This is a genomic window from Allomuricauda sp. M10, assembly GCF_020782875.1.
Classification (GTDB): Bacteria; Bacteroidota; Bacteroidia; order Flavobacteriales; family Flavobacteriaceae; genus Flagellimonas.
In genome coordinates, this window is record NZ_JAJGBN010000004.1 from 328,150 (window position 1) to 348,189 (window position 20,040).

15 protein-coding genes are annotated in these 20,040 nt (G+C 41.3%); 3 read left to right on the forward strand and 12 right to left on the reverse strand.

Annotated features, from left to right (window positions below; all coding sequences use genetic code 11):
- Window positions 1–347 precede the first annotated feature (347 nt).
- Both LKX84_RS12700 and LKX84_RS12705 read left to right on the forward strand, forming a co-directional pair.
- Window positions 348–959: a sugar transferase gene (locus LKX84_RS12700; RefSeq protein WP_228237532.1), complete on the forward strand. Its 612-nt coding sequence runs from the start codon at window positions 348–350 to the stop codon at window positions 957–959.
- A gap of 119 nt (window positions 960–1,078) precedes the next feature.
- Window positions 1,079–2,137 carry a GNAT family N-acetyltransferase gene (locus LKX84_RS12705; RefSeq protein ID WP_228237533.1) on the forward strand — a complete coding sequence of 353 codons (1,059 nt, stop codon included), beginning with the start codon at window positions 1,079–1,081 and terminating at the stop codon, window positions 2,135–2,137.
- A 16-nt stretch (window positions 2,138–2,153) separates the two neighbouring features.
- On the opposite strand, the gene LKX84_RS12710 is transcribed toward LKX84_RS12705, so the two are convergent.
- The 12 genes from LKX84_RS12710 to LKX84_RS12765 all read right to left on the reverse strand — a co-directional run bounded on the left by LKX84_RS12710 (window position 2,154) and on the right by LKX84_RS12765 (window position 17,185).
- On the reverse strand, window positions 2,154–3,122 hold the full coding sequence (locus LKX84_RS12710) for a hypothetical protein (protein WP_228237534.1): 969 nt from the start codon (window positions 3,120–3,122) through the stop codon (window positions 2,154–2,156).
- 3 nt (window positions 3,123–3,125) lie between these two features.
- On the reverse strand, window positions 3,126–4,580 hold the full coding sequence (locus tag LKX84_RS12715) for an MBOAT family O-acyltransferase (protein WP_228237535.1): 1,455 nt from the start codon (window positions 4,578–4,580) through the stop codon (window positions 3,126–3,128).
- Window positions 4,581–4,584: 4 nt separating this feature from the next.
- Window positions 4,585–6,276, reverse strand: a complete 1,692-nt coding sequence (locus LKX84_RS12720; protein WP_228237536.1) for a carbamoyltransferase — start codon at window positions 6,274–6,276, stop codon at window positions 4,585–4,587.
- Between the two features lie 138 nt (window positions 6,277–6,414).
- Window positions 6,415–7,587, reverse strand: coding sequence for an OmpA family protein (locus LKX84_RS12725; protein ID WP_228237537.1), 1,173 nt, complete (start codon window positions 7,585–7,587; stop codon window positions 6,415–6,417).
- Between the two features lie 114 nt (window positions 7,588–7,701).
- Window positions 7,702–8,163: a hypothetical protein gene (locus tag LKX84_RS12730; RefSeq protein ID WP_228237538.1), complete on the reverse strand. Its 462-nt coding sequence runs from the start codon at window positions 8,161–8,163 to the stop codon at window positions 7,702–7,704.
- 2 nt (window positions 8,164–8,165) lie between these two features.
- The gene (bshA, locus tag LKX84_RS12735) at window positions 8,166–9,308 is read right to left on the reverse strand and encodes an N-acetyl-alpha-D-glucosaminyl L-malate synthase BshA (RefSeq protein WP_228237539.1); all 1,143 of its coding nucleotides are present in this window, start codon (window positions 9,306–9,308) and stop codon (window positions 8,166–8,168) included.
- 29 nt (window positions 9,309–9,337) lie between these two features.
- Window positions 9,338–12,250, reverse strand: a complete 2,913-nt coding sequence (locus LKX84_RS12740; protein ID WP_228237540.1) for a glycoside hydrolase family 3 N-terminal domain-containing protein — start codon at window positions 12,248–12,250, stop codon at window positions 9,338–9,340.
- A gap of 91 nt (window positions 12,251–12,341) precedes the next feature.
- Window positions 12,342–12,824, reverse strand: coding sequence for an ABC transporter ATPase (locus tag LKX84_RS12745; RefSeq protein WP_228237541.1), 483 nt, complete (start codon window positions 12,822–12,824; stop codon window positions 12,342–12,344).
- 1 nt (window position 12,825) lies between these two features.
- A complete protein-coding gene (locus tag LKX84_RS12750) occupies window positions 12,826–13,611 on the reverse strand; it encodes a (Fe-S)-binding protein (RefSeq protein WP_228237542.1) in 786 nt (261 codons plus the stop codon).
- Window positions 13,612–13,621: 10 nt separating this feature from the next.
- A complete protein-coding gene (locus tag LKX84_RS12755; protein ID WP_228237543.1) occupies window positions 13,622–14,947 on the reverse strand; it encodes a (Fe-S)-binding protein in 1,326 nt (441 codons plus the stop codon).
- Window positions 14,948–15,916 carry an MlaD family protein gene (locus LKX84_RS12760; protein ID WP_228237544.1) on the reverse strand — a complete coding sequence of 323 codons (969 nt, stop codon included), beginning with the start codon at window positions 15,914–15,916 and terminating at the stop codon, window positions 14,948–14,950.
- 66 nt (window positions 15,917–15,982) lie between these two features.
- A complete protein-coding gene (locus tag LKX84_RS12765; protein WP_228237545.1) occupies window positions 15,983–17,185 on the reverse strand; it encodes an N-acetylmuramoyl-L-alanine amidase in 1,203 nt (400 codons plus the stop codon).
- Between the two features lie 130 nt (window positions 17,186–17,315).
- Here LKX84_RS12765 and LKX84_RS12770 point away from each other — a divergent pair, with 130 nt between their 5' ends.
- Window positions 17,316–20,009, forward strand: a complete 2,694-nt coding sequence (locus tag LKX84_RS12770) for a putative LPS assembly protein LptD (protein ID WP_228237546.1) — start codon at window positions 17,316–17,318, stop codon at window positions 20,007–20,009.
- The last annotated feature ends 31 nt before the right edge of the window (window positions 20,010–20,040 follow it).

A 20,040-nucleotide genomic window follows, 5' to 3' on the forward strand; every position in this document is an offset into this window, starting at 1 on the left:
CACACAAAAAAATCAATTTTACTTGTATCTGAAAATGAAATTGTTACCCCTTCATATCATTTCCGTTGATTTCCCTTTTCATATGAAAAGACATGGGGAGATACCTTATGTATATCATTTAAGTTACCTGAAATGTGCCTTATTTGGTAAAACCAAATCCGCTATTACCAATGGGGAGCATCTATTTTTTGTTTCTAAACGTATTGTTTCATCCGTCAGGAATGGCATTAAATCGAATTCTTTTTTAGAAATTAAAAAACGCGGTTAGTTTTATAAATGGAATGGGGATGCAACAGATTTGAACACCATGTCCAATAAAAAATAATTATAAAATTCATTACAAAGGAATGTATCCATTTTTTAAACGGTTGTTTGATGTTTCGCTTTCAACGTTTCTGCTCATAATCACCTTACCCGTGACTCTTCTTACCGGTTTGGCTTTGGCCTTTGCCAATGGGGAGAATCCATTTTTCCTCCAGGAACGACCTGGCTTGAACGAAAAGATATTTAAGATCATCAAGTTCAAGACCATGAACAACAAAAAAGATGGGGATGGCCATCTTTTACCGGACAAGGATAGACTTACCTCCTTGGGGAAAGTGGTACGCAAGCTTTCTATAGATGAATTACCACAGATGATCAACATCATTAAGGGAGATATGAGCTTTGTGGGGCCAAGACCATTACTTGTCTCCTATCTACCCTATTATACTGGGGACGAAAAACTTAGGCATACTGTAAGGCCCGGGATTACAGGATTGGCACAGGTTTCAGGAAGAAACAATCTGACCTGGGACAAAAGAATGGAAAAAGATATAGCTTATGTAAAGAACAGATCCTTTGCATTGGATTTTAAGATATTTCGGATGACCTTTAAAAAGGTGATCAAACAAGAGGACATTGTGGTAGATCCCCAATCACATATGGTAGATTTCATTACATACAAAACCAATCTGTAAATATCATGCCCATACAGTATAAGCTACCTCTAAGCAAAAGCTTTCCGTTAGCACCCCTATATTGTAGTAATTAAACCGACCAAAAAACACCGGATCAACTATTCAAACCAAAAAACCAAATGAACCACGATCAGTCAAAACTGAAAATTCTCGATTTAAGTGTAGCGGAGGACAGGGACATATATGGGACAATTGTCTCCAATGAGTTCCTTAACCCCTATTATTATATTGAATATCTTCAGCACCATAAAACAGCCACCAATAGACTTATTGCTTTTCTATTGGAAAAAAAGGAATGTGTTGCCATAATGCCGATGATATTGAGCCCGATATCAAATACTGAATATTCGGATGCCACTTCCCCCTATGGATATAATGGTCCTCTCTTCAAAAATGGGACAAGTGATGCTGATATCGACACCTATTGGAAAATGATTGACCAATGGTACATGGACAACAAAATTGTCACTGAATTCATCAGGTTCAGTCTAACCAACAATCACATCAATTATTCTGGCAAAAATGTAAAAACACTGACCAACGTTTGTGGTAGCCTAAAGGAAAGTTTTGATGAACAGTGGGAGTCATTTGATAAAAAGGTGCGAAACAACTATAGAAAAGCCATTTCTTCCGGGCTTTCGTTCAAACTGCATGATCAAGAGAGCATGGATAGGGATTTGGTGGATAGTTTTTATAAAATCTACCATAAAACGATGGAAAGGAACAATGCGTCCAAATTCCTCTTCTTTTCTGCTGAATATTTCCAAAACCTGGTGCTGAACCACAAGAAAGATTTTACCATAGGCATGGTATATTATGAAGGGCAGCCTGTTTCTACGGAACTCCATATCCATTATAAGGATTCCGTTTATGCTTTCTTAGGGGGTACTGATTCCGATTTTTTCCACACCCGGCCAAATGATTTTTTAAGGGTTGAAGTGATCAAATGGGCCATTGGGAGCAACAAAAAGAAATATGTCCTGGGTGGAGGTATTAAAGATGATGATGGACTATATAAAAGCAAAAAAGCCTATTTCCCAAAGGATGAGGACTGTATATTCTACACTGGCAGAAAGGTCGTTAACCAACAAGTTTATGATACCTTGGTCAAGAAAGCAGTAGAAGAACGCGCATTGGACCCAAATGACACTTTCTTCCCCCTGTATAAAAAACCCTGATTTAAAGTTTAAGGAATTAATTGGAGGTTGATAGCACGGACGAATCCACATACTCGGCAATCACCTTGGCCACAATATCCCTTCCATGATTGTTCCAATGTTTCATCGGATCGTATTTTAATACGGTATTCTCACTGGAAGCCTTTAAAGCATTCCCAAAGTCCAGATATTTGTAGCCCATAGAATCACAGTAATCCAAAAAAGACTTACTGGTTATGGATCGATCGATAAGAAAAACAGATTTTTTCTTGTCTATAGGGTAGGTATTCAGTAGTGTATTCAGGTTTTTGATATACTCCTGATCCTTGGCAACGGAATCCACATCTTTCTCGGCTATTTCTATATTCTTGTGTACCGATCCTTTTATTCGTTTGGGCAAATCGGTAATGGGCGATATTAGCCCAATACCATTTAAATAGGAAAGTAGCTTGACCTCTCTTTTGATTTTAAAGACCAAACTGTTTTCCAAGTTTGCCCTGGTCTGCACCTCATAATGGTCCCTTCTCACATCCTCATCGAACTTTATATAGATGACGGCTAGATCAATCAAGGCCATATCTTCCTTAAACTCATGTATCAGATGTAATTGATCTGCAAGATCATATCCTGAAAAACCATATTCGAAGACCTTTACCTTCCCGGATAGGTCGTCTTCTATTTTTTTACCAATTGAATTATCGTAATCCTGATGAAGGCCTTCAATGAAAGAATCCCCGATCAACGCTACTTCAAGATTCCTTTCGGTAGGTTCAAACTCATGAAAAGAATTGAACCCCGATTGGTTTATATGGAACCTTGAATAGGTCATCCTACGATTTCCAAGTACAAATGCTCCTTCCTGGCCAGGTATATAATTGACCACTTCATTCTCATTCAGCCTTACTACCGGATACTGAAAGTATAAATGGAATGCCCTGATCAGGATTTCAAGGGATAAAACCATTAAAATACTATATAATACAATCTTACCCAATAATTTCTTCATAGCTTAAAATTGAAAGTAAACAAACGATCGGTTGTTCATGGTATCGTCATAAAACAGCAGCAACAGGAACACCATTAGGATATAAAGTGCAAACCTGACATATCGGGACTTAAACTTGAACGGGTTTCTTTCATCTTTCCTGATCATATACTCATATAAGACGAATAGGAGCAGGAGTACAAAATAATCAAGCATTCTATATCCCAAAGGGTGCTGGTATTCTCCTCCGCTAAATTCAAAAAGCATTCTTTGTAAATAGCTCAGCGCACCAGACATGGTCTCACTTCTAAAAAACACCCAACCCAAAACAACCAGAAAAAAGGTCCCCAATACTTGGGATCCTTCAACCAGGAAATTCCTCCCTGAACTAAAAAGGTCTATATCCTCCAAGTGGTTACGGTTAATGTTGAGATAAAACAAGGGAAGAAACAGCAGAGCGTGGTACAAGCCCCAAACAACAAACGTCCAATTGGCTCCATGCCACAGCCCGCTTACCAAAAAGATCACGAAAATATTCCTGACCGCTACCGGTCTGCTCACCCTTGACCCCCCCATAGGTATATACAAATAGTCCCTGAACCAGGTAGAGAGCGAAATGTGCCAGCGGCGCCAAAACTCTGCTATACTTCTGGAAAAATATGGAAACCTAAAATTGGACATTAGTTCAATACCGAACAATTTGGAAGTACCGATGGCTATGTCGGAGTACCCTGAAAAATCGCAATATATCTGGAATGCAAAAAATATGGCACCCAACGCCAGTGTTGTGGACGGATAGCCCGCAGAATTGGTAAATATGTCATCTACCATCAATGCCAATGAATCAGCGATGGCCACTTTTTTAAACATACCCCAAAGCATCAGCTTCAGACCTTCAACCGATTGGCTATATTTAAATTTTTTCACGCCCTCTATTTGGGGCAACAGGTGCGAAGCCCTTTCAATAGGTCCTGCCACCAACTGCGGAAAGAAAGCAACATAGGTGGCAAAAGAGAGCAGGTCTTTTGTGGGTTTGAGATTGCCCTTATGGACATCCAAAGAATATGAAAGGGTTTGAAATGTGTAAAAAGAAATACCGACAGGCAATATCACATTCAATGTCCAAACATTTTCTATCGGGCCTCCAAAAAATGAAAAGGATTCAATAAAAGATTCAACAAAGAAATCGAAGTATTTAAAAAACCCAAGAAGACCAATATTGAATATTATGCTTACCCAGAGCCATTTTTTTTTGGTCCTTTCATCATCGGTCACATAAATGGCCCTGCCTACATAATAATCCACCAGGGTGGACAATATGATCAGGGACAAAAAGCGATAGTCCCACCAACCATAAAAAATGTAGCTTGCTATAAAGAGAATAGCATTCTGAACTTTGGATTTTCCCTTACCCAATATCCAAAACAAGAAAAAAACAACGGGAAGGAATATGAAAAAATCCAGTGAATTAAATAGCATGTATTTATTTTTTGGTCAGAACATAATTACCGATCACCAAACTGTCCAATCCTGTTGACCAAAAACATCTAATGGCATCAACTGGCGACTCTACAACCGGCTCTCCTTGAATGTTAAAACTTGTGTTCAAAACTACGGGCACCCCTGTTTTTTTGCCAAGTTTGTCAATGACGTCATAATATCTTGGGTGCAATTCTTTACGTACAGTCTGTAAGCGGGCACTACCATCAACATGGGTCACTGCAGGTATCACGGATTGTTTTTCCTTTAGAACATTGCAAACCTTTAGCATAAAGGGAGCTTCTACTTCCAAATCGAAAAAATCATCCTTGGCCTCCACAATGGCAGAAGGGGCAAAAGGCCTATAGGCTTCCCTAAACTTTACCTCTGCATTGATCTTATCCTTCATATCCTTTATGGCTGGGTTGGCCAAGATGCTTCGACTACCAAGGGCCCTAGGTCCAATTTCCATTTTGCCTTGGAACCACCCTATGATTTGTCCTTCATGCAGTAATGAAGCAGCTTTTTCACAGATATCTTCATGGTATTCGTAGGGAAGTTTTGCTCCTTTTAGCACTTTTTCTATCTCTTCATTGGTATAGCTTGTCCCAACATAAGGGTCTAAGTGAACAAAGTTTCTTTCTTTTTCCAAAAGTCCATTATAAAGATAATAAGCAGCACCAATGGCAGTCCCGTTATCACCGGCTGCCGGCATCACATAAACATCCTTGAATTTGCTTTCACGGACAATTCTTCCGTTCATCACACTATTAAGGGATACACCCCCGGATATCACAAGATAATCAGCTTTTGTTTTTTGGTGAAGTATCTCACAAATCTCCAACACCCTGTCCTCCAATATCCTTTGAAAAGCAGCGGCAACATCCATATGGCGTTTTTCAAATGGCTCACCATGTTTTCTGCCCGGGCCAAAAATGTCGTAGAATTTTGGAGAAAGCCTTCTCCAATGCATATTTTGAAAATTGAAGTAGCTCAAGTCAAAATGTAGTTGGCCGTTCTTATCCACGCTTACCATTTTTCCAACCTCTTCCTTATATACTTCCGGGTCACCCATAGGGGCCAATCCCATGGTTTTTCCTTCGTCGTAACTGGTCCTAAACCCGCAAAACTGAGTAACGGCTTCATAAAAAGACCCTAAGGAATGTGGAAAGAAACTTTCTCCCAAACATTCCACCTTGTTTCCTTTACCATATCCTAACCATGTGGTGGCCCACTCTCCAGAACCATCAATTCCCAATAGAGCGGCCTCTTCATACGGGGAAACAAAAAAAGACCCCGGTGCATGGCTGAAGTGATGGGGTATAAAATGAACTTTGGGTCCATTTTTCTTGCTTTCCCAGTGATACTTAAACCAGTTCCAAAATCCTTTCTGTTTATTATAGGCATGCACAAACTCATGGTTAACAAAGGGCTTAAACCTATTCAGATTACCCATCAAATGACCTAATTTTTTACCTAGGTTGTGGGTTGGTTTGATAGAAACCGCAATGTGATCTATGTCTTCATATGCTAAACCTGCTATTTTGAGGCAGCGGTCTACCGCCATTTGTGGAAATACCCTTGTGTGTTTGTCTCTATTCAACCGTTCTTCCTCGATTGCCGCAATAAGTTTGCCGTCCACGACTATACATGCAGTAGAATCGTGGAAATAATAGTTTAAGCCTAAAATGACCATATGATTGTGTTGTGTTTAGTTGAAAGGGAAGACCCTTTGGTTAGTGATTTTTTGTTTTGGTTGCTGAAAATAAAATCTTTTTCAGTTCCAACTTCAGATAGTCGTTAAAATTAAATTTTAATCGATAACACACTAAAATCAATATTCCTCAATCACAAACTCGGATCTTCTGTTCTTGCTATGCTTTTCCTCAGGACAGTTCACCCCATCCCCACATTCATTCGTCAACTGTGTTTCACCAAATGCCTCATTGGAAATCCTTTCCTGTGAAATGCCTTTGGACACTACATACTCCACAGTCCGTTGGGCACGTCTTTCGGATAGCCATTGATTGTATTCTTTTGTCCCCCTTGAATCGGTATGGGCACTAATCTTGATGCTCAAATTGGGCTCACTTTCCATAATTGCGACCAGTTGATCCAATAATTCCTTATCATGTGAAGTTAGATAAGAAGAATTCAATTTGAAATACACATTCCCCAAATCGTTGATCTTGCTCTGCAAAGCTGTCCTTCTTGCATCTTCTGCATCTTTCTTTGCTTTTTCTGCGGCAGCCAGTTCAGCAGCTTCTTTTTCCCTTTGTAGACGTTCTGCCAACAAACGGGCCTCCTCCTCTGCTTTCGCAATGGAATCTTGCACCCTTTGTTGTTCTTTTTCCAATTCTTCCAAAAGGGCCAATTTCTCCTCCCCTTTGCGGGAAAGTCCTTTTTCCACCTCAAAGCGATAGGCCAATCCCAATCCATGTTGAATATGGTTCGTGGCATTTTCAGTACTCATGGCCCATTTTCCGGTAGAGCTGAAATCCAAGCCCCAGTGATCTGAAAACCAAGTCCTAAAACCTAGTACGGCATTGTATGTTCCCCTACCCTGATTATTGGCATCGGTATATCCTGCTCCGATTCCAATATATGGATCAAAAAAACCGGTTTCACCAAGGATCATGTTCAAATCATAGCTGACCCTGAAGTCCATACCCCAATAATCAATGTCTTCTGTATTGACAACGTTGTCTATGATCTTTCCTTCCTTGTATTTATTATAGGTACCGATCGCTTCCAGTCCAAGACCGTTCTTAAAATAGCGGCCTACACTGATTCGAGATGGGTACGGCACCATGTTCCAACCTTCGCTAAGATCAAAAAGTTCACCAAATTCATCTCCGGAATCATCAACAATGTTGGTGCCCAAGGTAACCAACCAATAACTTTGCACGATACTGTCCTTTTTGGTAAGTTGTTCCACTTCCTGCGCTAAAACGGAAGAAATAAAGCATAATGACAAGATTGCCAATGTAGGTTTTGAAATATTCATTGTATGCGATTTGAGGTTATCGATTACAAAGCTATACCAACAATATCAATAGGTGAATTTTGCACTTCCAAGTGCGTTAATTTTCGATAAGAAGTAAAAATGATTTTCAAGTATTTAATTTTCAGCCTTTTGAAAATCGATACTCTTATCGATTATCGGCATTTTATACAGATAAAAGGGATAATGGATAGACTGCACCGTATTATTTTCAATTTGCTGTTTTTCAATCAATTGTACTGAAACAGTAATCCCTGCGGCCGTTTCTTGAAGTTTTGACAACAATGGTTCCACTACTTTTTGTTGTTCTCCCAAGCATATCAAAATCAACATATCTTTAGAAAAATCTACCATGGGAACCGGCAGTCCGGGTTTCCGGGTCATGTTGATTTTGGAGTAGAATTTTTGAAGGCTTTTTTGGTCTTGGATAATTCTTACCTCATAATCGGCAATCGTACTGAAGTCATCATGGTCTACCAAAACCAAATCGTGCATAGGTTCCCCAGCCGCTTTAATATTGTCTTTTTGTGCCTTGCACGAAAGAAAACAGATCAGCCCTAAAACCAACATCCTTCCCATGATCAAAAGGTATTCTTGAATCGGGACTTATAGGCCTTTTCATAAATTTCTTCGTAAAGCGGAAGAATATTTACAATATCGAACTTGGAGGCCACTTTAAAAGCATTGTCCTTGAATTTTTTAAGTACCACATCATCCTTCAGAATTTCAATGGCCTTTTCTGCCATGGTATCCACATCCCCAACATTGGCCAAATATCCTGAAACCCCGTCTATATTCACTTCTGGGATACCTCCTGTATTGCTAGAAATAATGGCTACATTGTTGATCATGGCTTCCAAGGCGGCCAGACCAAAACTTTCAGATTCCGAAGGCAATAGGAACAGATCGGAAAAACAAAGAATCCTATCAATTTCGTTACTATTGCCCAAGAACAGTACCTTATCTTTAATCCCAAGGTCTTCACACATTTGTTCGGCCCCTTCTTTTTCAGGTCCTTCGCCTACCATGATCAATTTGGCAGGCACGGCTTTCTGGATTTTGTTGAAAATCTGAATTACATCAGGAATACGTTTTACTTTCCTAAAATTACTGATGTGGGTAACAATCCGTTCATTTTCCCTTGCCATCATGGATCGTTGACAATCCGTATACTCAGGTCGGTATTTGGAAATTTCGATGAAATTGGGCACCACTTCAATTTCCTTTTCTATATCGAAAAGCTCCAACGTGCTTTGCTTCAACGCTTCGGAAACAGAGGTGACCACATCCGATTTGTTGATGCTAAACGTAACCGCAGGCTTATAGAAAGGATGCTTGCCCACCAAGGTAATATCAGTTCCGTGCAAAGTAGTGATCATAGGAATGAAAATACCGGACTCTTGAAGCATTTTCTTGGCCATGTATCCCGCATAGGCGTGAGGAATGGCATAATGAACATGTAATAGTTCTATATCGTGCATTTTGATGGTATCCACCAATTTACTCGAAAGCGCCAACTCGTATGGCTGATAATGAAACAGGGGATATTCTGGCACGTGTACCTCGTGAAAATGGATATTGTTTCCCAAAAGTTCCAAACGAACCGGTTGGCGATAGGTAACGAAATGTACTTCGTGCCCCCTTGCTGCCAAGGCAATCCCCAATTCCGTGGCCACTACTCCACTACCACCAAATGTTGGGTAACAAACTATCGCAATTTTCATAAAAACAAATCTAAGGCATTAATCTTAGCCTAGTTAATAATGGAATCATAAATCACCTGCTGTATCCGTGTCCGCAATGCGGAATTAATCAACAAGTTATTGGCAGCAGTTGGGTATGTCCTGTTCGATAGAAATACATAAACCAGTTCGGCATCTGGGTCTGCCCAGGTATAAGTACCCGTGAAACCGCTGTGCCCAAAACTTTTCCGCGAGACACAACCACAGGTAGGTCCCTTTTGCTCCAATTGGGGCTTATCAAAACCTACTCCCCTGCGTACATTCTTATTGCAGAAATAACAGGTGTTGAATTTTTTGACAGTACGTTCGTTCAACAATTGTTCCCCACCATAATATCCTCCTTGCAGGTACATTTGCATGATCTTTGCCACGTCTTCCGCCGTACTGAACAATCCTGCATGGCCGCCAACACCGCCCTGCATGGCCGCTCCCATATCGTGCACATAGCCCTGTATCCGCTGATATCTGAAATAGTCGTCCTCTTCAGTTGGAACTATCTCATCAACCTGAAATTTTTTCAAAGGATTGAAAGTGGTCCTCTGTAAACCCATAGGTTTGTAAAAAAACTCATCCACCAATTCATCAATTGGTCTTTGATAGGTCTTTTCAATATATTCCTTGAAAACATAATATCCTACATCGCTGTAACGATAACGGTTCGCCTTTAAAGTCTGTCTTCCTATCCGATTATAAATGGAGTCCTTGTACGATCTTGTGAGATATAAATGATCGGCCACTTTATATGGAAATGCATCGGAAGGATTGTTCCTGTAAAACTCCGTTGAAGGTTTTCTATCCTTGGTCAGTGTATCCAAATAAAAGGCAATCCATGAAGGTAACCTACCATAATGGGACAAGGCCTTCAAAACCGTTACATCTTTAAGTTCAGTGCTGGCATACTCCGGCATTAAGTCCTTGAACGTATCATTGAGCTCAATTTTCCCTTCTTCCTCCATTTTCATGATCATGGGCAGGGTACTCAAAATTTTGGTCAGGGAGGCCAGATCATAAATAGATTCGGAGGTAATGCTATCTTGGGAATCATAGGTGGGCTTTCCAAAGCTCTTGTTGTAAATGATCTTGCCCTTTCTTGCCACCAAAACCTGGGCTCCAGGGAACATCAAGGAATCGATGCCTTGTTGTACCATAGAATCGACCATGGCCAAACCTTCAGTGCTCATCCCAACTCGTTCCGGAATACTGTAGCCCAACCTTTGAATGGATTTCAACTCCACACCGGTTCCCACTGGGAATTCCGTATGGGCAGAAACCGGTAGTTTTCCTGTTGCACCAACGGCGCCGAAAATAACTTCCGCTGCCTTTTCTTGGGCAATGGCACTATTTTGATAGGCCACCACCACCCCATCTATGGCATCCATATTGGGTACATCCAAAAGGGCATATGGTTTAGTGAATAATGTCAGTATAGTGTTACTGGTTCGTAAATGTGATATTTCTTCCAGCCAATACAGTTCGTTCTGTGAAAACTTATAACCCTTCCATGGGCTTGCATTGCTTTTGTGGAAGCCGATGATCACCAAATTATAATTGGCCAGTTCCGTTTTGTATTCCGAAATGTTCTTGGCATCAATTTCGGTCACCTTATAATATTTATTCAACGATTTCAGAAATACCGAACCCGAATCATCACCAAAATGTAAGTAAGCAATTTTCTTATTATCCAGTTTTTTGATGGGCATCAATGAAAAATTATTTTTGGCCACCGTGATGGCACCTTCTATGGCTTCTTCATAAAGCACATCATTTTCAACGGAATTCAGGTCTTCATAAAGGTTTCCCAGAAGAACGGGCTTGTAATCGTTCAACCCCGCCTTGTATTTTGCTTTCAATATTTTCTTTACCGAAAGGGACAATCGCTCTTCCGTTATCAATCCGGAATTGTAGGCTTGCATCATTTTTTCTTTGGCCTTGTCCACATTTTCGGGCATTAGAAGTACATCATTACCAGCCAAAAATGCTTGCAGTTCCACTTCTCCTTCGGGAGCAAATTGCGAAACTGCCTTCATGTTCAACGCATCGGTAAAAATCAACCCTTTAAAACCCAATTCTTTTTGCAACAAATCCGTGACAATGGCTTTGGACAAGGTGGAAGGATGCCCCTCCCTACTTTCCAAGGCCGGAACATTCAAATGCGCAATCATTATGGAACTGAGTCCGTTTTCGATAGCTTTTTTAAACGGAAAAAGCTCAATGGAATCCAGTTCTTCCTTAAACGAATCGATGATAGGTAACGCTTTGTGGGAATCCGTTTCTGTATCACCATGACCAGGAAAATGCTTCCCAGAAGACAACACCCCAGCGGCTTCCAATCCTTTTAGGAAGGCGATTCCTTTCTGTGCAACATTTTTCGGGTCTTCTCCAAAAGAACGATTTCCAATGATGGGATTTCGTGGATTATTGTTCACATCCAAATCGGGAGCGAAATTGATATTAATGCCCAAACGTTTGGCATGTCTTCCAATTTGATGCCCTACCCTTTCCACAATAGTACTGTCCTGGATGGCTCCAAGGGTCATGTTCCAAGGAAAAGCATAGGTAGAATCAAGGCGCATGGCCATGCCCCATTCAGCATCAATTCCGATCAGTAAGGGCACTTTGGATTCAGCTTGGTAAGCATTGGTCAGTTTGGCCTGTGCAACGGGTGTTCCACTCAAAAATATGACGCCACCAATCCCTGCTTGTTTTACCAGGTTTTTGATTTTATCGGTAGAGGCCTTATCCTGATTGGAGGCAATACTGACCATGAACAACTGTCCCACTCGTTCTTGCAGGGACATGGAATTGTATTGGTTTTCTACCCAAGCCTGTTGTGCCACAGAATCCTTGGTGGCCAAAGGGTCTTTTTGGCCAAAAGATTGAAAACAAATGAATATGATTAGGAGGAAGTAGAGCTTTATCCGCATAAATACCTTGTCTAAGACATGAACTTATTGCTGATAAAAATATTGCATTTGGTCGAGGAATGCACAGAAATTAAGATAATTTAAGAACTTCCTAAACAAATCTGGAATGCCAACTTTCACTTGCAGGCACTTCCCAATTTTCAAGATATTCCTGTTTGGTAGCCACCAAATTATTAAAAACGATGGTGTTGGCCGATACCGCCTTTGCCTTGGCCATTTTCTTAAAATCCATCAAAGGTTTGTATGCGATGAACTCCCCTTGCTTGAAGGAAACGTTCATGCGATCCAAAAGTTCCACCTGAAACTTCTTTTCCAACATTTGGATAAAATGTACGGAAGCATCTATGGAACAACCAGATGCACTTGCATTCGTCTGATCCAGACCAACAACAATGAAACGGTTGTATTTGATCTCGAAACCGGCATGCAGATCACTCCCATGAGCGGTCCACTGCTTTAAAAATTCCGACATACTCTGCTCTATCTCCAACAACTCGGATTCTGAAAAACTTCTATTGGATTGATAGATCCAAATTCGGGAATGATCGGGCAATTCGTTAAAATCTACCAACATATCAAATGGAGTTTGCTAATAGTTCGGCTACGTCCAATACCGTAACGCTGTTTTCTTTTTCATGTGCTTTGATGCCATCCGTCATCATGGTATTGCAATACGGACAACCCGTTGCAATGATGTTGGGATTGGTTTCCAAAGCGTCCTTTGTTCGTAAAACATTAATGTCCATATTCCCTTTTTCTGGTTCTTTGAACATTTGTGCCCCTCCGGCACCACAACACAAAGCGGTAGTTTTATGGCGTTTCATTTCTACCAAATCGGCGTTGGTTTTGGCCAAGATTTCCCTTGGTGCTTCATACACTGAATTGGCCCGACCCAAATAACAGGGATCGTGGAAAGTGATACGCTTGCCTTTATAAGTTTCTCCTCGCAAGGTCAGACGTCCCTGATCTAAAAGTTCTTTCAAATATTGGGTATGGTGCAAAACATCATAGGTGCCACCAAGACCTGGGTATTCATTTTTCAGGGTATTGAAGGAATGGGGATCACAGGTCACAATCCTTTTAATTTCATAACCATTCAACAGTTCAATGTTCATCATGGCCTGCATTTGGAACAGAAACTCATTCCCAGCCCTTTTGGCCACATCGCCTGTTGAGCTTTCCTCTTGACCTAACACAGCAAAGTCAACATTGGCTTGGTTCAACAACTTTACAAAAGCCCTGGATATTTTTTTAGCCCTGTCATCGTAGCTTCCAGCCGAACCTACCCAAAACAAAATTTCCGGTTGTTTGCCTTCGGCCATAAACTCCTGCATGGTTTTCACCCTCAATTGTTCACCCATAGTGCTCGATTTATTCGTTTACCCAGTTTAAGCGATCCATTTGGTTGTAAGGCCAAGGAGCTCCGTTGTTCTCGATGTTGGACATCATATTGTTCAATTCCATTGGAGCAGCGGACTGTTCCATGACCAAGTACCTTCGCATTTCCACAATGATAGATAAAGGATCAATACTCACAGGACATGCCTGTACACAAGCATTACAGGTGGTACACGCCCAAAGCTCTTCCCTGCTGATATAATCGTCCAAGAGTTGTTTTCCATCCGGAACAAATTCGCCTTTGTTGGCGTCCATGTTTTTGCCCACTTCTTCCAAACGGTCACGGGTGTCCATCATGATTTTTCGTGGGGACAATTTTTTTCCTGTTTGGTTAGCCGGACATTCCGAGGTGCATCGCCCACATTCGGTACAGGTATAGGCATTCAACAATTGCACCCAATTCAAATCCATCACATCCGAAGCCCCAAATTTTTCGGGAACCGCAGCATCAGAAGTTGCTGGCGCGGCAAAAGGGTCTGCATTGGGATCCATCATCAACTTCACCTCATTGGTAACGGATTGCAGGTTGTTGAGTTGTCCCTTCGGCTTCACCTTGCCAAAATAAGTGTTCGGGAATGCCAAAAGAATATGAAGGTGTTTGGAATAGTACAAATAGTTCAAAAAGGCCAAGATTCCCAAGATATGCATCCACCAAGCTGTTCGCTCAATGGCCATTAATCCAGATTCGGACATGCCACTCATTAAAGGAGTCAAAAATTGACTGATGGGAAATGAACCTGCCTGAACATAATGTTCTGCTCCCAATTGCTGTAATTGGGAATCCGCTGCATTCATCGTCAAAAAGAGGGTCATCAACACCAATTCGATATACAAAATCAGGTTCCCATCCTTTTTGGGCCAGCCCTTCATTTCTGGTTTGATGAATCGTTGCAATCGGATGATGTTCCTTCTAATCCAAAATACAACCACGGCCACAATGACCAAGAAGGCCAAAATTTCAAAGGAACCGATCAAAAAATTATAGACGGAACCCAGTGAGGAAAACAATCTATGGGTCCCCAACAGACCATCAAGAATAATCTCTAGCACCTCTAAATTGATGATAATAAACCCCACATATACAAAAATGTGCATAATCCCAGCAACCGGACGCACTACCATTTTAGTCTGTCCCAAGGCAATTCGGATCATATTGTTCCAACGCTGCGTCTTATTATCGCTCACATCCACATCTTTTCCCAATTTGATGTTCCTGGAAAGCTTTTTCACATTTCGGGTAAAGAAACCCACCCCAGCAATTAGGGCTATGGCAAAGAGAATGTTGGGTACGTATTCCATCTACTGATTTTCTTTTTGTTCAGCCGGATCATTTTCAGGCAAGGTATAATCCTTTTGCTTTTTCCCGAAAACAGAAACATTCACGTAGCGCTTTGGATTTAACCTGAAATCCTGCAACAGAAGATCTAGCTCCCTCGAGGCTGCTGCCAAATTATTGTAAAGGGCATCATCTTTATGCAATTTGCCCAAAGAACCTTCCCCTTCTTCAATTTTGGCCAAAATTCCGTTGAGCTTGCTGACCGTACCTTGGAACTCGGCAAGGGTACTTCCTAAATCTGCATTGACCAAGGAATCGGATAGTTTTGAGAAATTGGAAGTGATATGGCTCACATTTTTCAAGGAAGAATCCAATTGCATTTTGTTGTTCTCCAAAAGGGTGTTCATTTTATCAGCACTGCCTTTAAAAGCTTGTACCAGCTCATTCAAGGATACAATGGTCGCTTTCAGTTCCTTTTTGGTGGGATCGTCCAAAATTTCATTAAAGTTCATCAAAAGAGAATCCGCATTGGAGACCGCTCCTTCAACCTTCATTTGCAAAGGCGTCAATTTTTGTTGCACCAGTTCGGTAATGCCCGGTTTAATTTTGGATTGAAGGGTATCACCTGACTTGGCCATTGCTGCATCATCAAAAACGGGTACGATCTGCACTCCTTTTCCACCAATGATCCCAGTATCGAACAATTCAGCAATGCTGTTTTCCGAAAATTGAAATTCATTGCTCACGGAAAGCGTTACCAACAATTTTCCGGAGCCATCCTTAAATTTGATACTGGTCACATTGCCAACATTATATCCGTTGATGGACACTTGGGTACCGGGTTGCAACCCCCCAACATTGTCGTATACGGCATAAAACGTTTTGTTATTATCGAAAAGAGGAGAGGATTTTAAGTAGCTCAGCCCAAAGATAAAGGCCACGATTCCTGCGACTACAATAATCCCGGTCTTGATTTCCCTGGATAGTTTCAAAAGATTCGGTTTACAGTTTAAACAAAATTAGGAATATTTTTTACAAGGAGACCATTGATCTGATGGCTACTTCAAAGCATCGGTCAATGGCACCCTGTTTCCATTTTTATAGGCAACGATGTATGATGTACTATAGCCCTTGGCATCCGCATTGGCCTTGAGCTTTTTGGCTTCGTCCATGTTGGTGGCGTTACCATACATATATCGAAATAGATTTTTGTAGGGCTCCTTCGTCATTTGGTCCAATCCATTAAAGTTTTCACTTTTTAACGGGATGTTTTTGGCACTGGCCATAATTTGTACCTTATACACAATTCCCGTACTTGAAGGTGGGGTGACCTCTTCCTTCACAACCTTGGGTTCCACTTTGACCGGAACAGTTTTCGGCTCCTCTTTAATCGGAGCTTCTTCCTTTTTGGTTTCCTCTGGAAGATTCACTGCGACTTCTGTATTTTCAATACGTTGTGAAGGTGGTGTGGTAACCACTCCTGTTCCCAATTCTTCCCTATAGGACAGCACAGCATCGGCAATGGCCTTACCCATTTCTTGCTGGCCCTTTTTGGAGTTGAGATAACTTCCTTCACTTTTATTCGTCAAAAAACCGGTTTCTATCAACACGCTGGGCATAAAGGTTTGGTGTAACACTATAAACCCGGCTTGTTTTACTTTTCTATCCTTTCTATTGAGGCCATTGGTAAAGTTGTCCTGTAGTTTTTTTCCTAAATGGATGCTTTGTTCCAAAAATTCTTCCTGCATGATCGTCAACCCAATAATGGATTCGGGAGAATTGATATCATACTCTGCATATCGGGTGGCATAATCGTCTTCCAAATAGATTACGGAGTTTTCCTTTTTAGCCACCTCAAAGTTTTGTCGGTTGGCATGTAGTCCCAAAACAAAGGTCCCTGCCCCATTGGCATCAGAATTATGGGAATCACAGTGTACCGAAACAAAAAGATCGGCATTGGCCTCGTTGGCAATTCGCCCACGAACAAACAAGTCCACAAAAGTGTCATCATTCCTCGTGTACACTACTTTAATATTAGGATCCTTTGCCAATTCTTCACCCGCTTTAAGCACAATGGCGAGGGCGATATCCTTCTCCAAATAGCCATTTCCGAGGTTCCCTGGATCGTGCCCGCCGTGGCCTGCATCCAATACAACAACAAATTGATCCTTCGGTGGCATCTTGGTTTCGATTTTCGTAAAAGATGTCAACGGAAGGACAAAGAGAAGAAAAACTAAAAATGCTGACCGACTTTTATTCATAAGAACTGCTTGATTATAGTGCCCTGTATTGGTTAAAAATATGGTAATCTCCCATAAGTAGACCAAAAAATATATGTAAGTTTGAGGCCAAAAACTGGGCCAAACTAGCACAAAAATAGGATTTATCACGTTGCAACCAAATAAACATCTTCTAGTTTTCCTATTTGTTCTTCTATGCGGCTATGCGACCTTAAGCGCTCAGGAAGACCAGATTACACCTTTGCCCATAAAGGCGGTAAAGGATACCATTCAGGCCCCTATTCTTACCTCAAACATTTTTGACAAAACCAAAGAAACCGATTCTGTTGAAGTGGATTCGGTACCCAAAAAACAGCCTTTGCTATTGGACAAAATCAAATACAAGGCAAAGGATTATGTAAAAATGAGTCAGAAGGAGAACAAAATTTACCTTTATGATGAAGCTGAAATCTATTATCAAGATACCGAGTTGAAGGCAGGTGTTATTGTGATGGATTATGTTAAAAATGAGGTTTACGCAGGAAGAATGAAGGATAGCCTGGGGAATTATTCCCAATTGCCCTTTTTTAAACAAGGGGACAATGAGGTGCGACCCGATTCCATCCGTTTTAATTTTGATACCGAAAAAGCCATTATTTGGAATTCCAGGACCGAACAACAGGCCGGTTTGGGTCAATTGGGTAGCGACGCCATGAAGGTCTACGCCCAAGTAACCAAAAAGGAAAATGACTCCGTTTACTTTTTGAGTGAGGGAAAATTGACCACTTCAAAAGACACCGTAGATCCCGATTATTATATACGGGTAAGGAAAGCCAAGTTTGTACCCAAGAAAAAGATCATTGCAGGTTTCAGCAACATGTACATTGTGGATGTTCCCACACCTGTTGCCCTGCCCTTCGCTTATTTCCCATTGACACAAGGAAGGGCTCCCGGACTCTTGTTCCCGACTTTTGGTAATGACCCTAACAGAGGTTATTTTATCCAGAACGGTGGATATTACCTTCCCATCTCCGATTATGTTGACCTTAGTGTTACTGGGGATTACTACACGAATGGAAGTTACGGTTTCATCGGGCAGTCCGTGTATACCCAAAGGTATAAGTTCAAAGGGAACATTAGGATCAGTTATGAAAATTTAATCCAGAGCCAAAAAGGTTTTGACGATTACAGCCGATCCAGTAATTACAACATTCGGATTTCCCATATCCAGGACACCAAAGCAAGCCCCAATTCAAGGTTTTCGGCTTCGGTAAATTTGGGTAGCAGCCAGTATTACACCAACTCCCTGAACCAGGTAAACCGAAACAACTCGCAAACGAACACCTTTGCTTCGTCCATTAGTTATTCCAAGACTTTTCCTGAATATCCATCGGTAAACACTAGTTTAACCCTGAGCCATACCCAAAATTCCAGGACACAAACCATCAATATGTCCTTACCAACTTTTCAAGGTAGTATGGAGCGTATCTATCCCTTCGTAAAAAGGGACGAAGTAAAAAAGGGTGCTTTTGAGAACATCAATTTTCAGTATGATGTAAATGCACAAAACAGCATTACCACTACGGAGGAGGATTTCTTCACCAGTAAAATGTTCGATGAGGCCAAGATTGGGGCGCGCCACCGCCTACCTATTGCCACCAACTTTAAAGTGGCCAAGTATTTTAGCGTGAGCCTTAGTGGTACATATGAGGATATTTGGACTTTGGAAACCATCCGAAGGCAATACGACGCGGTAGAGGAAGCAGTGGTTACGGACACCATTCCCGGTTTTGATCGCTTTAACCGTTATAGCTTGGGCACCAGCATCGGAACTACGGTTTACGGAACATGGAATTTTGGCGAGGACAAGAAAATTCAGGCATTACGCCACGTTATGCGTCCGTCCGTCAGTTATAGCTACGCCCCTTCTTTTGAGCAATTTTACGACTCCTATATTGATGGAGATGGTGATGAAGTACAGTACACCCCTTTCCAAACCAGTTTATATGGTACTCCTTCTTTGAGCAAGGGAAGTTCTGTTAGCTTCTCCTTACAAAATACTTTGGAGGCCAAGGTGCGCGACAAGGATTCCACGGCAACGGAGCCCAAGAAAATAAGTATCCTCAGCAACCTAACATTTTCAACAAGCTATAATTTTGAAGCGGATTCACTTAAATTGAGTCCGATAAGCATGAGTGGTGCAACGGAAATCATCAAAAACGTGCCCATTAACTTTGCAGCTACTTTTGATCCCTATGCCATTGATAATACAGGAAGAAGAATCAACACCTTGAATATTAACAATGGTGGCGGTTTGGCCCGATTGACCTCTGCCCGATTGAACACAGGTTTCTCCCTGAACAGTGAAATGTTCCAAAAAGGAGGAGCTAAAAAGAAGGACAATAAAAATAATCAGCAAAATACCGATTATGGCGCTAACCCATTTGAATTAGAGGGTGCCCAAACTGGCGACCGACACTTTGGTGGAGATGAAAGGGAGTCAGGCAACGAGGAAATCCCCTTATATAACAACAAATTACCCTGGGATGCCCGATTTACCTACGTGGCCACCTACAATAACAGTAACCGACAGGGCGAAATTACCAACCATTCACTAATGTTTTCGGGAAATATTCAATTATCCCCCAAATGGGAGGTTGGCTTTAACTCTGGCTACGATTTAAAGAACAAGGGGTTTGCCGATACCCGATTCGCCTTTAAACGCGAATTGGGAAGTTTTAAGATGAGCTTTGATTGGACCCCATTTGGAAGATACGAACGTTGGTACTTCTTTATTGGTATCAGCAGTTCCATACTTAGCGATCTTAAATGGGAAAACCGAAGCCAACCTTATAGGAACCGATAACCTTTTTGAATACTTTCATCCCTTAACATAG

Coding starts and splice junctions, on each gene's coding strand:
- bshA (WP_228237539.1), bottom strand. CDS start 9,308: ATGAAAATTGCGATAGTTTGTTACCCAACATTTGGTGGTAGTGGAGTA.
- LKX84_RS12710 (WP_228237534.1), bottom strand. CDS start 3,122: ATGAAGAAATTATTGGGTAAGATTGTATTATATAGTATTTTAATGGTT.
- LKX84_RS12715 (WP_228237535.1), bottom strand. CDS start 4,580: ATGCTATTTAATTCACTGGATTTTTTCATATTCCTTCCCGTTGTTTTT.
- LKX84_RS12750 (WP_228237542.1), bottom strand. CDS start 13,611: ATGGGTGAACAATTGAGGGTGAAAACCATGCAGGAGTTTATGGCCGAA.
- LKX84_RS12705 (WP_228237533.1), top strand. CDS start 1,079: ATGAACCACGATCAGTCAAAACTGAAAATTCTCGATTTAAGTGTAGCG.
- LKX84_RS12745 (WP_228237541.1), bottom strand. CDS start 12,824: ATGTTGGTAGATTTTAACGAATTGCCCGATCATTCCCGAATTTGGATC.
- LKX84_RS12700 (WP_228237532.1), top strand. CDS start 348: ATGTATCCATTTTTTAAACGGTTGTTTGATGTTTCGCTTTCAACGTTT.
- LKX84_RS12725 (WP_228237537.1), bottom strand. CDS start 7,587: ATGAATATTTCAAAACCTACATTGGCAATCTTGTCATTATGCTTTATT.
- LKX84_RS12765 (WP_228237545.1), bottom strand. CDS start 17,185: ATGAATAAAAGTCGGTCAGCATTTTTAGTTTTTCTTCTCTTTGTCCTT.
- LKX84_RS12740 (WP_228237540.1), bottom strand. CDS start 12,250: ATGCGGATAAAGCTCTACTTCCTCCTAATCATATTCATTTGTTTTCAA.
- LKX84_RS12755 (WP_228237543.1), bottom strand. CDS start 14,947: ATGGAATACGTACCCAACATTCTCTTTGCCATAGCCCTAATTGCTGGG.
- LKX84_RS12730 (WP_228237538.1), bottom strand. CDS start 8,163: ATGGGAAGGATGTTGGTTTTAGGGCTGATCTGTTTTCTTTCGTGCAAG.
- LKX84_RS12720 (WP_228237536.1), bottom strand. CDS start 6,276: ATGGTCATTTTAGGCTTAAACTATTATTTCCACGATTCTACTGCATGT.